General features: G+C 62.9%; 15 protein-coding genes. 6 read left to right on the top strand and 9 right to left on the bottom strand.

All coding sequences use genetic code 11. From position 1 onward, the window contains the following. Positions 1-45 precede the first annotated feature (45 nt). Positions 46-444: a Zn-ribbon domain-containing OB-fold protein gene (locus tag J7302_RS13575; RefSeq protein WP_003454721.1), complete on the top strand. Its 399-nt coding sequence runs from the start codon at positions 46-48 to the stop codon at positions 442-444. Further along, positions 444-1,634 carry a thiolase family protein gene (locus J7302_RS13570; protein ID WP_003454719.1) on the top strand — a complete coding sequence of 397 codons (1,191 nt, stop codon included), beginning with the start codon at positions 444-446 and terminating at the stop codon, positions 1,632-1,634. The genes J7302_RS13575 and J7302_RS13570 overlap by 1 nt, the downstream gene beginning before the upstream one ends. A gap of 17 nt (positions 1,635-1,651) precedes the next feature. Here the strand turns inward: J7302_RS13570 and J7302_RS13565 are convergent, their stop codons facing one another. The 7 genes from J7302_RS13565 to J7302_RS13535 form a co-directional block, all read right to left on the bottom strand. Continuing rightward, positions 1,652-2,446, bottom strand: a complete 795-nt coding sequence (locus J7302_RS13565) for an IclR family transcriptional regulator (RefSeq protein ID WP_215375221.1) — start codon at positions 2,444-2,446, stop codon at positions 1,652-1,654. Between the two features lie 85 nt (positions 2,447-2,531). Next, the gene (locus J7302_RS13560) at positions 2,532-4,169 is read right to left on the bottom strand and encodes an MFS transporter (protein WP_051050767.1); all 1,638 of its coding nucleotides are present in this window, start codon (positions 4,167-4,169) and stop codon (positions 2,532-2,534) included. Beyond that, entirely contained in the window at positions 4,166-5,050 is an 885-nt protein-coding gene (locus J7302_RS13555) for a fumarylacetoacetate hydrolase family protein (RefSeq protein WP_003454712.1), read from the bottom strand. Before J7302_RS13555 ends, J7302_RS13560 begins: the two co-directional genes overlap by 4 nt. 2 nt (positions 5,051-5,052) lie before the next feature. Beyond that, positions 5,053-5,997: a 2,3-dihydroxybiphenyl 1,2-dioxygenase gene (locus J7302_RS13550; protein ID WP_003454709.1), complete on the bottom strand. Its 945-nt coding sequence runs from the start codon at positions 5,995-5,997 to the stop codon at positions 5,053-5,055. A gap of 47 nt (positions 5,998-6,044) precedes the next feature. Then, positions 6,045-6,806, bottom strand: a complete 762-nt coding sequence (locus J7302_RS13545) for an SDR family NAD(P)-dependent oxidoreductase (RefSeq protein WP_036993583.1) — start codon at positions 6,804-6,806, stop codon at positions 6,045-6,047. A gap of 53 nt (positions 6,807-6,859) precedes the next feature. Then, entirely contained in the window at positions 6,860-7,090 is a 231-nt protein-coding gene (locus J7302_RS13540; RefSeq protein ID WP_003454705.1) for a ferredoxin, read from the bottom strand. Positions 7,091-7,363: 273 nt separating this feature from the next. Then, positions 7,364-9,016: a methyl-accepting chemotaxis protein gene (locus tag J7302_RS13535; protein WP_003454704.1), complete on the bottom strand. Its 1,653-nt coding sequence runs from the start codon at positions 9,014-9,016 to the stop codon at positions 7,364-7,366. 161 nt (positions 9,017-9,177) lie between these two features. Here J7302_RS13535 and J7302_RS13530 point away from each other — a divergent pair, with 161 nt between their 5' ends. From J7302_RS13530 to J7302_RS13515, 4 genes are all read left to right on the top strand, one after another. Beyond that, complete coding sequence (locus J7302_RS13530; protein WP_036993581.1) at positions 9,178-10,446, top strand: MFS transporter; 1,269 nt, start codon at positions 9,178-9,180, stop codon at positions 10,444-10,446. A gap of 22 nt (positions 10,447-10,468) precedes the next feature. Further along, positions 10,469-10,789, top strand: a complete 321-nt coding sequence (locus tag J7302_RS13525) for a 2Fe-2S iron-sulfur cluster-binding protein (protein WP_003454700.1) — start codon at positions 10,469-10,471, stop codon at positions 10,787-10,789. 13 nt (positions 10,790-10,802) lie between these two features. Continuing rightward, complete coding sequence (locus tag J7302_RS13520; protein ID WP_003454698.1) at positions 10,803-12,038, top strand: NAD(P)/FAD-dependent oxidoreductase; 1,236 nt, start codon at positions 10,803-10,805, stop codon at positions 12,036-12,038. A gap of 123 nt (positions 12,039-12,161) precedes the next feature. Continuing rightward, positions 12,162-13,349, top strand: coding sequence for an MFS transporter (locus tag J7302_RS13515; protein ID WP_003454695.1), 1,188 nt, complete (start codon positions 12,162-12,164; stop codon positions 13,347-13,349). Between the two features lie 146 nt (positions 13,350-13,495). Here J7302_RS13515 and J7302_RS13510 read toward each other — a convergent pair whose 3' ends face one another. Continuing rightward, complete coding sequence (locus tag J7302_RS13510; RefSeq protein WP_003454692.1) at positions 13,496-13,846, bottom strand: nuclear transport factor 2 family protein; 351 nt, start codon at positions 13,844-13,846, stop codon at positions 13,496-13,498. 57 nt (positions 13,847-13,903) lie between these two features. Then, positions 13,904-15,178, bottom strand: coding sequence for an MFS transporter (locus tag J7302_RS13505; RefSeq protein ID WP_003454690.1), 1,275 nt, complete (start codon positions 15,176-15,178; stop codon positions 13,904-13,906). Between the last annotated feature and the right edge of the window lie 7 nt (positions 15,179-15,185).

The raw sequence follows: 15,185 nt of genomic DNA, 5'->3' as shown, positions 1-15,185 counted from the left end.
TAAAGTCATCGGCATCCCAAGCCAGCGCACCCGCAGGTTCCGCGAATGCCCAGAAAACTGCCCGCCCTCAACGCCGACAACCGTGCCTTCTGGCAGGGCGGCGAGCACGGCCAACTGCTGATCCACAAGTGCAACGGCTGCACGCGCTTCTTCCACCCGCCCGGCCCGATCTGTCCGCGCTGCGCGAGCCTCGATGTGGCGCCGTGCGCGGTCTCCGGAAAGGGCAAAGTGCTGAGCTATACCCTCAACTACCAGCAATGGAGCAGCGACCTGGAAGTGCCCTACGTGGTCGCAATCATCGAGCTGGCCGAGCAGGAGGGCCTGCGCTTCGTCAGCAACGTCGTCGGTATGGATCCACAGCGGGTGTATATCGACATGCCGGTACGGGTCAGCTTCCTGAACGTCGAGGACGTCTGGCTACCCTTGTTCGAGAAGGATCAATGATGATTGAGCAGCGCTACGAGAAAGATGTCGCCATCACCGGCATCGGCCAGTCCGAGGTAGCCCGGCCATCCAGCAAATCAGCCATGCGCCTGACCCTCGATGCCTGCTTGGAAGCCATCGCCGACGCCGGCCTGGAGCGCCACGACATCGATGGCGTGGCCTGCTGGCCGGGGGACAACAACAACGGCGACCCCTTCTCCCCGGTCGGCCCCAGCGCCCTGAAAAGCGCCCTGGGCCTGAACCTCAACTGGTTCGGCGCCGGCTACGAGGGTCCCGGTCCACTGGCCGGCATGATCAATGGTGCCATGGCCATCGCCGCCGGCCTGTGCCGGCACGTCCTGGTTTTCCGCACCATTACCGAAGCCTCGGCGCGCCTGCACAACAAACAGGCTGGTGCCCTGAGCAACAAGACCCAAGGGCGCGACAGCAGCTATGCCTGGCAGTGGTTCACGCCCTTCAATGTGCTCTCCGGCATCAACCTGATGGCGCTGTACGCACAGCGTCATTTCCACGAATACGGCACCCGGCCCGAACAGCTCGCGCAGATCGCACTGACCTGTCGGCAGAACGCCATGCGCAACCCCAAGGCCATCTACCGCACCCCCATGTCGCTGGACGACTACATGCAGTCGCGGATGATTTCCACGCCGCTGCGCATGTTCGACTGCGACGTGCATTGCGACGCCTCCACCGCTATCGTCCTGTCGCGCCGCGATGCCGCGTGCGATGGCCGCCACGCACCGATCCGCATAGAGGCGATAGGAGCCGCGTTGAACCAACCGTGGTCCTGGGATCAGATATCCCTTACCGGGATGGCGGCCTTCGACGTTGGCCGGATGATGTGGCAGCGGACCGACTACACCCCGGACGACGTCGACTCGGCACAACTCTACGACGGCTTCTCGATCCTGACCATGATCTGGCTGGAGGCGCTGGGCCTTTGCCCGGTGGGCGAGAGCGGCGCCTTTGTCGAAGGCGGCCAGCGCATCGCCTTGAACGGCAAACTGCCGATCAACACCAACGGCGGCCAGTTGTCCGGTGGCCGCACCCACGGCCTGGGCTACGTCCACGAGGCGTGCTTGCAGCTATGGGGACGTGCCCAAGGGCGTCAGACCAAAGAGAATCGTGTATCCGTGGTTGCCGCTGGCGGTGGACCGCTGGGCGGCAGCCTACTGCTGGTTCGGGAGTGACCCATACTCGGCCTGCGTCAAAACAGGACGTCGGCCAACTCGGAGCAGAACTCGGTGAGTGCGCCCGCCAGCTCCTTGATGCCTTCGTCATCGCGCTGGCCACGAAACATCACGGCTGAAACGGTGTAGTCGATTGCCCCCTCGGGGGAATAGACAGGTGCAGCAACGGCCAGGATGCCGACCGAGAAATAACCATCGTCAATCGCCCAACCCCGCTCAGCGGTCAGTCGCACTTCCTCGCGGTAGGTCTCTATGGGGAGTGGGCGCGCCCAGCGAATCTTCTCGTAGATGGCCTCGAACTCCGAGGCATCCAGGTCCAGCTGCGTTGAGAACAAGCGCCCGCTGGCCCCCATCAGCATGGGAAAGCGCTGCCCCTCGGCCATGTCGATGCGGACATCAGTAGGACTGGCCGCCGAACTGACAATGACGATGCGGTCCGCCCCCATGCGCCGCCACAAGGTGATGGTCACCCTCATGCGCGCCGCGAACTCCTGCAGCAGCGGTTTGACCAGTTGCACACGCTGCCCTTGGGTGACCAACTGCCCCACCAGGCGGGCTAGTCCCAGCCCCGCCGAATAGCGCTTCGACATCGGATTGAAATCGACGACATCCTCCATCACCAAGGTGCGCAGAATGTTGAAACAGGTGCTGGGGTTGATCGACAGCAACCGGGCGATGTCCACCGAACGTTCCGGCGCCCCGGCCTGGCTCAAGTGACGAAGGATGCGGATCGCGTTGACGACCGGTTTTACAGTGACCGCCCCCATTGCCTTGCGATCACCGTCGGCTTCCACGGTCTCTGAAGTATCCATGCGCTTATTCTCGGTTGGCTTGACTCTGCAATTCTATACCGAGAACACAAAGCCCCTGCAAATTTAATATAGAGATTAATTGACCTCAGATCTGCTCCATCGGTGCCTGGTAGATGTAGCGCTTGATCTCCCGCCGCACGTCGCGGAATCGCATCAGGGCCACCTCCTGAACTTCGTCATTCTGGGTCAGTCGCCCGCACTGGCGCAGGTAATCCAGCCACGACTCGACGATGAAGCGCTCAACATAGTGGTCGGTCTCGGCCAGATCGCGATACAACCGCCAGTTCTGCGCACCGTTACGCCGCCGCGCCAGACCTACGGCATATACGGTACGAAGAAAAGCCTCACGCTCGGCGACCTCCACCCGGTAACTGACTTCGATGCAGACGGGCCCGTCGTCGTGGGCGACCTCCCCGGCCAGCACCAGCTTGTCGGTCTGCTGCGCGTCGGCGAAATCCGCCTCCCGGCCCATGGCGATCTCTCCGCGGCGCGTCAGGAACAACCCGAGCAGGATGCTCGACGCCGACAGCAGCAGGCTGTTGTCCAGTCCCAGGTACTGCGCCAAAACGCCCCACAGGGCGCCACCCAGGGCCATCGAGCCCATCAGCACCAACAGGTACACCGAGGCGACGCGAGCGCGCACCCAGTTCGCGGCGTAGGTCTGCACCACAGTGGAGATGGTTGCGTTCACCGCCATCCAACCCATGCCGGCCAGCACCAGCATGGCGCAGACCACCGCCTGGCTGTGCGACAGCGCCGCCGCCAGGGTTGCCGCAGCGAAGGCAAAGGCGCCGACGACAATCAGCCGGCGCAGAGGGAAACGGCTATAGACGCTGGTTAGCCCGAGCGCGGCCAGCACCGCACCGGCCCCCAAAAAGGCCATCAGCAAGCCGTAGCCACCAGCGTCCATGCCCAGTTCTTCCTTGGCCACCAGCGGCAACAGCGCCCACAGCGCACTGGCGCAGCTGGTGAAGACGAATACCTGCTTGAGCGCGCTGGACAGCACTGCAGAATGGCGGATGTAGCGCAAGCCGCTGCGCATACCGCCAGCCAGGGTTTCCGGTGGAAGAGCGTCGGCGTGGGCACGGGCCGGCAGGCGGAAGATGAAGACCAGTACAGCAACCATGCACAGGGCGATTACCAGGAACACGGCGGCGCTGCTCCACCATACGATCAACGCCCCGGCCAGGGCCGGTCCCAAGGCACGAGTGGCGTTGATCGAAATGCCACTGAGGGAAATCGCCGCCGGCACTTGCTCACGCGGCAGGACACCAACCACCGTCACCATCCAGGCCGCCATCCCCAAGGCGCTACCGGTGCCCAGGACGAAGGTGCACAGCAGCAGTGACCAGGCTTCCAGTCCTCCCCCCCAGTCCAGCAGGCACAGCACCACGGCCGCTCCCAGGATGATCGACTGAGTAAACAGCAGCAGGCGGCGAGGGTCCATTCGGTCGGCGAGCACACCGCCCGGTAGACCGAACAGGAAGACGGGCAGAGTGATCGCCGTCTGTACCAGGGAGACCATCAGCGGCGACGCCGACAGCAGTGTCATGATCCAGGCTGCCCCGACCGTCTGCATCCAGATTGCCAGGTTGGCGACGGCGCAGGCGAGCCACAGTCCGACGAACAATCCATGACGTAGCGGCGCCCAGAACGCAGAGAGCTCCGTATCAGCCAGCGGCTCCCCAGAGGGGGCGGAGGAGGTCTGTCTGTCCATGCTCATTCGCCGTCGGGCCGTCCCAGCCGCCCGACGCTGCGCGCAGCATTCAGGACGCGCTGGGGACCGATCCGGTTGTGCAGCGTGCCGAGCCCCTCGATGCGCGCCTCGACTAGGTCCCCCGGTACCAGGAAGCGTCCGTCCTCCAGCCCCACGCCATGAGTCGAGCCGGTGAACACCAGATCCCCTGGACGCAGACTGATGCGTGCATCGAGAAAATTGAGAAGTTCGTCGATCGGGAAGATCATCTGCCGAGTGTTGTCCTGCTGACGCAGCTCACCGTTGACGCTCAAGCTCACCTCCAGCTCCGGCTGCCCGGAGCCGCCAAGCTCGTCGAGCGTGACGATCCAAGGCCCGACCGGCGTGGTACGGTCCATGGCCTTCTGGGTCAACAGGTCGAGGCGGCCGATGCGCCGTCCCGCGTCCCGCGCACTGATGTCGTTGCCGACCGTGTAGCCGAGCAAGCAGGCGCTGGCCCGGGGCTCGTCACATAGCGGTCGGGCGACCACGGCGACCAGCTCGACTTCGTAGTCGAGCTGCCCGGTAAGGGGCGGATAGGCGATCTCGTCGTGCGCACCGACCAAGGCAGAATCCGGCTTCAGGTAAGCGAGCGGATGGGCTGGCGGTGAACTGCCCAGGCGCTCCAGGTGGCTGCGATAGTTCAGCCCCACACCGAAGGCCCGCGCCCCCGGCTGCAGGGGCGGCAGCAGACGGCAGTCCGACAGCGCAAGGGGCGCCTTGTCGAGACCAAGGTCGGCAGCCAGTCCCAGCCCCACAACCGGTGCCCAGGCCTCGAACGGTGCGCGAATACGATGCAAACGACAGAAGTCGGAATCGAGCAGCGCCCAGAACGCCTCGCCACCCGACTCGACCCTCGCCAGACGCATGCTCAGCGCTTCTTGCCTGCTAGATACTCGGCGTCCAGCACTTCCTCGGGCGTGCGCACGCTCGGCCCGAGGATCGGCCCGACTATCTCGTGGCCCCACAGGCTCAGAGTCTCAGGGTTGAGCTCATAGGGGTCGCCCTGCCATGGCTCGATCTCGGCGATGGTTTCGAAGGCGAAGCCGGAGGGGTTGAAGTGATAGAAGGAAAGATGCGGATCCTGACTGTGCTGGCCGAGGGTCATCATCATCGGCAGCTCACGCTTGCGTACGATGTCATAGGTCTCGCCGACGTCGCGCACGCTGCGCACAAACAGGCCGACATGCTGAACCCCCATGCGCCCCGGCCCATGCCCATAGGCAATGTCGTGACTGGTATGGTTGTTCAGCTTGGCCCGAAAGAAGCCGGTGCGCCCCTTGCCCGCTCCCGCGCCATACCAATGGAACCCCATCACATTGAGGAGGAAATGTTCCAGTTCTGGAGTGTACTCCGGAGTGATCACCACCACATGCCCGGCCCCGCGCTCGTCGGCCAGAAAGCCAGTATGCGGACGACCAGGAATGAACGAACGCGGCGTCCATTTCTGCGCGTAGAACAGCTCGTACTGGTAGCCCACTGGGTCGCGGAAGCGCACCACCTCACGTACCCCACGCAACTCGCAGAAGGCAGCATCGCCACGAGTGAACTCGACGCCTGCGGCCTCGAGCCGCCTCAGGCCATCCTCGAACGCCATGCGTCCGAGCGCCTCCCAGCCGATGTAGGCCAGGCGGTCGACCTTGCCGGGGTGGAAGGCGAAACGATGGCGGCGGTCGTCGATGCGAAAATACAGCGATTGCGGATCACTCTCCGGCGACTTGCCGATGCCGAAGCCCATGACCTGCGGGCCATACTCACGCCAGGCGTCGAGGTTCGCGGTCTCGAATCCCATATAACCGATGCCGATGATATCCATGATTTCACCTTATTGTTCGAATACCGTAGGAGTGGTGGCTGCGGAGGCTAGATGGCCAGGAGACCACCATCGATGACGAAATCGGAGCCGGTAACAAAAGAAGCCTCGCTGGACGCCAGGAACAGCGCCAGAGCGACCACTTCCTCGGGCTCCCCCGGGCGATCCATCAGTACGCCGTCGAGCAGAGCGGCCCGTGCCACCGGGTTTTCCAGGAACTCCGCGGTGCCAGGAGTGGCGATGAAACCAGGGCTGAGACTGACGGCACGGATACCGAGTGGAGCCCCTTCCACCGCCAGTTGGCGGGTGAAAGAAACCACCGCCCCTTTGGCAGCGGCATGCGCAGAGATGCCGGCCACCTTGGAACCGCCCCAGGCCGCCGTGGACGAGACGTTGATGATCACTCCGCGTCGCTCGGCCAGATGATCCCAGGCGTATTTGGTCGTGTAGAAGAGCAAATCGACTTCGTTACGAATGGTGTAGTGCCAGTCCTCGATGGAAAACTCGCTGACTTTGCCAAAACGCGCAGCCGAAGCATTGTTGTAGAGGATGTCGATAGCGCCATGTTCGGTCACTGCCGCCTCAACCCAGGCCCTGGCCTGCTCGTGGTCGCCGAGATCGACCGGCGCCTGACCGTACAAACGCAGTCCTTCTGCGTGCAACAGGGCAGCGGTTTCCCCATGCGCGACGGCATTCACGTCGCAGCCCACCACAATCGCTCCTTCACGGGCGAAGCGCAATGCTGCTGCCCTGCCCTGACCACCGCCGGTCCCGGTAATCAGAGCAACCTTACCTTCAAGACGCCCCGTCATTGCACCCTCCACTTCTTGTTCTTATTCATCCAGGCCTCACGACAACGCCCCTGCTATTCACCCTCTGGCTTGATCTCCTCGAGCCAGATCGCCTCGGCCGGACAAGCCTCAGCCCCCTCGCGCGCTTCCTCTTCGAGCTCCGGGGGAACGACCTTGCTATCCACATAAACCAAACCATCGGCATCCAGCTTGTAGACGCTTGGGCAGATCGCGGCACAAAGCCCGTAGCCGCAGCAGCGACTGCGATCGACCACAACCTCGAATCGAGCCTTGTCAGAATTCATCTTATTCTCCTCATCTAGGCAGGCAGAAAAATAATGAACACTTTTCGAGTGTTTGTAAATAATCCACTGAGCACAGCTCAATAAAAATCAAAAAATTGCTTATTAATCATATATTTAAAACTGCAAGAACCCCCTTCACCGCAATGCTACAGCTCGCACAGAAGGACAGAACCAGCCAGATAATCAAATTTATATGATCATTAATTTATTTTTTGTATAAGTATTTCGAGATGTGAGCAATGACACCGACTGGACCTACGCTGAGGGTGCAGATCAACCCTGGAAACGAAAGCGGCTCACCGCCAGATTCAATTCCTCGGACAACTCACGCAGAGAAATCACTGCGCTAGAGACCCGGTGAGCAATCGCATCCCCCTCTCCCGCCATTCGCGCGATGCGCTCGACGTTCGAGGCGATATCTCGCCCACCTTCGCTCTGCACCCGCACCGCATCAGCAATCTGGTCCACTCCACGGGTCGAGTCTCCCACTAACTCTGCCGCCTGCTGCAGAGTGCTCTCCAGCTCAACCAGCAACCTGCCACTGTCTTCCAGTGCCACAGATCCAGCGCGCAAGGCTTCATCCACCACCTCAGACTGCCCCTCCAACTTTGCGGTCAACTCGTTGATGGAGTTGGCGGCCAGCGCAGAGCGCTGAGCAAGGTTGCGCACTTCGTCGGCAACCACGCTGAACCCCCGCCCGCTCTCGCCAGCCCTAGCTGCCTCGATCGCGGCATTGAGCGCCAGCAGGTTAGTCTGCGCAGAGAGGTCCTTGACCTGAGTAATGCTTGCTGTAATAGCCGTGGTACTTTCGACGAAATCGCCCACCGAGCCCCGAATGGCGGAGAACGCGTGACGCACACTGTCGATCTTTTCGAGCAAGTGCGACAGGGCCAGATGCCCGCCCTCCGCTCCATGCAAGCTGGCCTCAGCCGAGCTGCGCAGGTTCTCGGCATGACTGGAAATCGCAGCGATGCCGTCGCTCATCTGCTCAATGGTCATCGAAACCGCTCCCACAGCTCCGGCCTGCGCCGTGGAACTCTCGGCCACCCGTGCCGAGGCCCCCACCAACTCCTCAGCCGAGGCGCCGACGGAAGCCGCCACACTTGCGACCTGGCGCATGGCCTGCTGAAAGCTGTCGATCAGTTCGTTGAAGGCCTGCGCCGTGTGAGCGATTTCGTCGCGACCGATAACTCGCACACGCCGGGTTAAGTCGCCGTCGCGCAACCTGATCGACGCCTGCTCGATCTCCCGGATGGAGCGAACGATCTGACCGCGTAGCAACAGACTGACAAGCAGCGCCAAGGTGCTGGCCGTCAGCAGCACGCCAATCAGCATCTTCGACACTTGCCGCTGCATGGTGCCAGCCTCAGCGAAAGCGCCGGAGGTAAGCTCTGCCTGCAGGCCCAACAGACGGTTGAACTGGCCTTGCAAACCGTTGTATTCGGCGCGTACACGACCGAGCAGCGATGCCGCTTGCAGCTGGTCGCCCAACGCAGTGCGCTTGAAATCGGAGAGCCCCTCGCCAACGACGCCAGCCTGCTCCTCCACCGCACGGTAAAGAGCCTTCTCCTCCTCTCCCAGCCCTGTCTCGCGCGCAAGCCTGTCCAGCCCGGCACGCATGTCGTCGACACTGGCTTGCATATCTTCGAGATAAGACTCCAGCTCCTCGGCGGAGGTCGAGCCATTCGATTCGAGAATTCGCGCAACCGTGGCATAGGCGCCGACCATAGCAGCCTGCGAGGCGGCGGAGGTTTCAAGTACCTGACGGTACTGCTGGAAACGCAACTGGTCGATCTCTTCGATCACCGCCTGCTGCCTGGCCAATCCCCGGTAGGCCATACCCGAGACGATCAGCAGCGCGAGCACGAACAGCCCTGGCAGCACGAGTAGCTTGGCGCCAATGGAGAGTCTTTTCAGGAATAGCATGATGCTCACCGTTCTTGTTGTTATGGGACATGACTAGACAGGACACCCGTCTCGCCATACTATTTATACATTATTCAGATTTATGTTCAGATCATCAATCGGCAATATCCGCGCATCTCTCCACAGCTTGGCCCCACAAAACCAATAAAGGACGCCAGACCATGCCTTCCTCCCAAAATGAAGCGGCAATCGACTTCAGTGAGTTCCGCCGCGGATGGCGAATCCTCTTGCTCTCCGTAGTCGGCGTTGCCATTAGTATCAACGCGGCCCTGCTCTACGGCTTTGGTACCCTGGTTGTGCCACTGGAACAGGCGTTCGGCTGGAACAAGAGCGAATTGCAGGCAGCGATCACATTCCTGTTCGGCGGCGCGGTGGTTTCTCTGCAGCTGGTCGGATGGTTCAACCTGCGTTTTGGCATGAAGCGCATGACAGTCATTTCGCTGGTCCTGCTCTCGCTGGGCTACCTGGGCACCACCCAGCTTAGTGGCTCGGTCTGGTCGCTCTACCTGGCCTTTGCCATCCTGCCATTGATCGGTATGGGCGCGTTGGCGGTGACCTGGACCCAGTTACTCAGCCTCTGGTACGACCGTAATCGCGGACTAGCCCTTGCCATCGGCCTGTCCGGTACCGGTCTGACCGCCGCGATCATCCCGAGACTGATGTCCTGGGGCATCGAGCAGTGGGACTGGCGCGCCGCCTTCATCATCCTCGCCCTGCTCAACCTGCTGGTACTGCTACCGCTGACCCTGCTGTGGTTCAAGCTCGCCGGCAGCGCCGACAAGCATGGCCAGGACGACGCCAGCGCACTGCTGGAACTACCCGGTCTGAGCTTTCGCGAGGGGATGAGCTCAACCAAATTCTGGACATGCAACCTGGCCCTGGCGCTGGTGATTTCTTCGATCGTCGGCATGGTCACCAGCACCGTGCCCATGTTGCAGGCCAGGGGGCTTTCGGCCGCCGAGGCCAATCAGATTTTCAGCGGATTTGGCATCGCGCTGATCTTCGGTCGTATGCTCATCGGTTACCTACTCGACCGTCTCTGGCCACCAGCAGTGGCGGCCTTCAGCTTGGCCCTGCCGGCCATCGGCTGCCTTATCTATCTCGGCAGCACCATCGAATTCGGCCCATTGTTGCTGGCCGCTGTTCTGGTCGGCTTCGGCGCCGGTGCCGAGTTCGACATCGCGGCCTTCCTGGTCGCCCGTTATTTCGGCCTGCGTGAGTATGGCCGCCTGTTCGGTGTGCACCAGGGTCTGAACACCGTGGCTTCAGCCATCGCACCGCTGCTGTTCGCCCTCCTGCTCAGCCGTACCGGCACCTACTCGGCAATGCTGGTGTACTGCCTCGCCTGCAGTCTTGTCGGCCCCCTGTTGTTGCTTACCCTGGGTCGCGTCCCACGCTTCGCCTCCACACCGTTCGCTGCCCATTCCTGACCTGACTCCCTAGGAGAAGACCATGCCCACACTGACCTTCATTGAGCACAACGGTACCGAGCACAAGGTGTCTGCAGACATTGGCCAATCGGTGATGCAGGCCGCCACCTTCGCCTCCGTTCCCGGCATCCCTGCCGACTGCGGCGGAGCCTGTGCGTGCGCCACCTGCCACGCCTACGTCGACGAGGGGTGGCTGGCGCGCCTCCCGGCTCCCGACAGCACCGAAAACGACATGCTCGACTGTGCCTTCGAGCGCCGCGATACCAGCCGCCTGACCTGCCAGGTGTTCATGACCGAAGAGCTCGACGGCCTGGTGCTGCACCTGCCCGCGTCGCAATTCTGAAGAAGAGGTTCCCATGTCACTCGCCTCAGTAGTCATCGTCGGTGCTGGCCAAGCCGGCTTCCAGGTTGCAGCCTCACTGCGCCAGGAGGGATACGACGGAAGCATCACCCTGATCGGCGACGAGCCCGGCCTGCCCTACCAGCGCCCACCGCTGTCCAAGGCCTACCTGCTCGGTAAGATCAACGAGAACGCCCTGCTGTTCCGTCCAACCGAGTTCTTCACCACCCAACGCATCGAGCTGATCCACGACCAGGCGACGGCCATCGACCGGCAGAACCGCCGAGTCCTGCTCGCCTCCGGCGAGGCGGCCGTCTACGATCACTTGGTATTAGCCACCGGCGCACACAACCGTCCGCTGCCAGTACCCGGTGCCGAGTTGCAGGGCGTATTTGGCGTCAAGACCAAGCAGGATGCCGATGCCCTCGCCCCCCTGGTGAAGGAGGTACGCAACGTGGTGGTGGTCGGCGCCGGCTTCATCGGCCTGGAATTCGCCGCGGTCGCCGCCGAATTGGGCGCCAGTGTGCACGTGCTGGAGCTCGGCGATCGGCCGATGGCGCGTGCTGTGTCGACGGAGATGTCCCAACTGTTCCGCCAGGCGCACGAGGCCTGGGGGGTGAAGTTTGACTTCCGCCAGGGTCTGACCCGCATCGAAGGTGACAATGGCAAGGTAAGCGCGGTGGAAACCTCGGACGGCCGCAAACTACCGGCCGACCTGGTGGTCTTTGGCATCGGCGTGATCCCCAACACCCAACTAGCTAACGAAGCGGGCCTAGCCATCGAGAACGGCATTCGTGTGGACGCCAACCTGCTGAGTTCCGACCCGCACATCTCCGCTATCGGCGACGTCGCCTGCTTCCCCTGCCTGCAGAATGGCGAGCGTCCGACCCGCCTCGAATCCGTGCAGAACGCCGCCGACCAGGCACGTAACGTGGCCGCCCGCTTGCTCGGCAAACCGGCCCCGTACAGTGCGCTGCCCTGGTTCTGGACCGACCAAGGCAACCTCAAGCTGCAGATCGCCGGACTTTCCACCAGCTACGACAGCACCGTCACCCTCGGCTCACCGGAGACCCACCAGCTCTCCGTTCTGTGCTTCCGCAACGACCAGTTGATCGCGGTGGAGTCCTGCAACCGCCCAGGGGATCACATGGCTGCGCGCAAGATCCTCTCTCGCCCACCCAAGCTGACCGCTGCCGAGGCCGCCGCCGAGGGCTTCGAGCTCAAGGCTTGGGAAGCCGCCAACCGCGACTGACCACCCGAGGCCGCGCCCGCTCTCGGACGCGGCCACCGCCCGGGCGCCGGGCGCCCTGCCCCCTGTCGTTACCCGCCTCGCCAACTCCGGCGCCAACTCCGCGTCCGCACAAGGCGACATGCCATGAACGCCCGCAGCCAATCGCTCCCCACCAGCCTGTCGATCATCTCGATCGTCTGCTTCAATTTCGTCTCCTTCATCAGCAACGGACTGCCGCTGGCCGTGCTGCCCGGCCATGTGCTGAACACCTTGGGTTTCGGCAGCGCGGTGGCCGGACTGGTGATCGGCACGCAATACCTGACGACCCTGCTGTCGCGTCCACTGGCTGGCCAGCTTGCCGACCGCTTTGGCGCCAATCGCACGGTGATGGCGGGGCTGGCCGTGCTGACGAGCAGCGGCCTGCTGACGGCGCTGGCGATCGTCCTTCCGACTTCCCCCTGGGTCAGCCTGGCGCTACTGATAGCCGGGCGGATCCTCCAGGGCCTCTCTTCGGCCCTGATCTCCACCCCCTGCTGCACTTGGGCAATCGGCCTGCACGGCACGGCACGCACTGCGCAGGTCATGTCCTGGAACGGCATCGCCGCCTATGGCGGCACCGCCATTGGCGCACCACTCGGGGTACTGATACGGGATCACCTGGGGCTCGCCGGCATCGGAATCAGCATCACCCTGCTCGGCTTCCTGTCCCTGCTGTTCGCCCAGACTCGTCGCCCCGCACCCTTGCTCTCGGGCGTGCGGCTGCCGTTCCGCAGCGTGTTCCTCGCCGTGCTGCCCAACGGCCTGGCCGTAGCCTGCAGTTCGGTGGGCTTCGGCAGTCTGACTGCCTTCATCGCCCTGTACTTCGACAATCTGGGCTGGGCCAACGCGGCCTACTGCCTGAGCGCCTTCGGCGTCGCCTTCATCTTCGCCAGACTGGCCTCGCCCAGTGCACTATCCCGCTTTGGCGGCTACCCAGTGGTCGCGGCCTGCATGGCGGTGCAGACCCTCGGCCTGCTACTCGTCTGGCTGGCACCCTCGCCCCTGGTGGCGATCCTTGGCTCGGCGCTGACCGGTCTGGGCGTTTCCTGGGTCTATCCGGGGCTGGCGGTGGAAACCCTGGCGCGCACGCCGCAGGCCAATCGCAACTCGGCCCTAAGCACGCTTTCGTTGTTCTTCGACCTAGCGGTGGGGCTGGCTGGCCCGTTGATGGGGTTGGCGGTTTCAGGCTTCGGCCTGGCGCAAGTATTCCTTTGCTCCGCCCTGCTGTCGGCCGTCGGCCTGCTACTGGTGCTGAATCTCCAGCGGCAGCCACGCCGGAGACTGGGGGAATAACGGAACAATTGCCAATGTACTGTCCAATTGTTTCCCAGACAGGCCACTCGGTTGCTCGACGTCAAAAAACTATCTGGTGCCTGGGCGAACGGTAGCTAACCGCCGTACAAACAGAGCGCGACCGTCGTCGCGCCCCACGTTCCCACTCACGCCTTGATGAAGTAACGCACCCACAGCCTGCCGTTCTGGAAACGGTACAGCTCGATGGTCTCTATACCACCGCTGCCGTCGCGGAGTGCATTGCGATGGTGGCAGGCGGCCTCCTCACCGTTGATGATGGTTTCCTTGACCTCCACGCGGAAACGCGGCTGCTGGTTTTCCCACATGCCTTCCAGGATCTGCCACGGGTCGGTCGGCAAGGCACGACCGACGTACTCAATGCTCAGGCCGGCGGGCGACATCTGGCGGTAATGCTCGAAGAACCCCTCCTTGTCACCGTTGTTCCAGCATTCGATCTGGCCATGCAGGAAATGCTCGATGGCTTCTTGCGCACTCATTGATTTCTCCTCTGTTTCCATGGGCGAGTCAGTCCCGCCGGATTTGTGCACACCCGCTTAGGTGGGCTGTTGTTGGGCCACAACCGCCGCTGTCGGCTGCAACCAGAGCAGCATCGACGGGCCGATGATGGAACAGGCCAGGCAGCACAGCAGCACCGCCGAATAATTGCCGTAGGCCTCGTAGAGATAGCCGAAGAACACCGGCATCAGCCCCGAGACGATGGTGATCAGCGCCAGGTGCAGGCCGAAGATCCGCGCGTACTCGCGCAGCCCGAAATAACGCGCCATGAGAAACGCCGCCAGGTCGAACTCCGCGCCAGCGCTGGCGCCGATGCATAGGGTGGCTAGCACCAGCAGCGCCGTGCTCTGCACGTCACCGTACAGAAAGATCGCACAACCGATGGCTGGCAGCGCCAGACTGATCACTGCAACAAGGATCGGTGGGTAGCGGTCCAGCAGATAACCCACCAGCAAGCGCCCGGCGATAATGGAAACGCCGAAGCTGCTGAAAATCTGACTTGCCGCCTGGGCGGAAAGCCCCTTTCCCTGCAGCATCGGCACGATATTGGTAACCATGCCGACGGTCAGACACACCGAGAGGATTAGGGCAACGTTGAAGCTCCAGTAGACTGGCGAGCGCAGCGCCTGGCGGAAGCTGAAACCATCCATCTGCGATACCGTCTCGCTCCCCGCTGGTGATTCCGGCCCGACCTCGCTCGGCAGGCGCATCCACAGCAATGCCATCGGCAAGGTGAACAGCAACGGCAGCGCCGCCAGGGTGAAAAAGCCCGCCTGCCAGCCGAACAGGGCGATCAGCCTGGCCAGCAGTGGCGGCAACACCACCGCCATCAGCCCGGTGCCGCAGAGAATGGCCGCCAGGGCCAGGCCACGGTTGCGCTCGAACCACAGGTTGACCAGTTGCGTCCAGGTAATGGCAATGGTGCCCGCGCAAACCAGCGGCATGGCGAAGAACGCCAGGTACAACCAGCCGATGGAATGCTCGATCCGGGTGATCGCCGCATAGCCGATCACCTGCAGCATGATCGACACGATTGCCACCCGCCGCGGGCCGAAACGGCGGTACAGCGGACCGACAAGTTGGGTGGAGATCGCCACGCCAGCGAACAGGAAGGTGATCGACGCCTGCAGTGCACCACGGCTCCAGCCAAAGGCCTGTTCGAGGGGAATCACCAGGGTGCCGAAGCCGTAGAGCAGGCCCACGCTGATGCTGGTGCAGATGCCGACGAGGCCCAGTAGCAGAATGCGCCAGCCGCGCTTGAACTCGGCGAGGTCGATGGCGGCCCGCGGGCGCGAAGTGGATGTATCGGACATGCGAGGA

The sequence above is a fragment of the Metapseudomonas boanensis genome (assembly GCF_018704125.1).
In the GTDB taxonomy this organism is placed as follows: Bacteria; Pseudomonadota; Gammaproteobacteria; order Pseudomonadales; family Pseudomonadaceae; genus Metapseudomonas; species Metapseudomonas boanensis.
The sequence above is the reverse complement of the archived record's forward strand: the minus strand, read 5'-3'. Positions and strand labels throughout refer to the sequence as shown.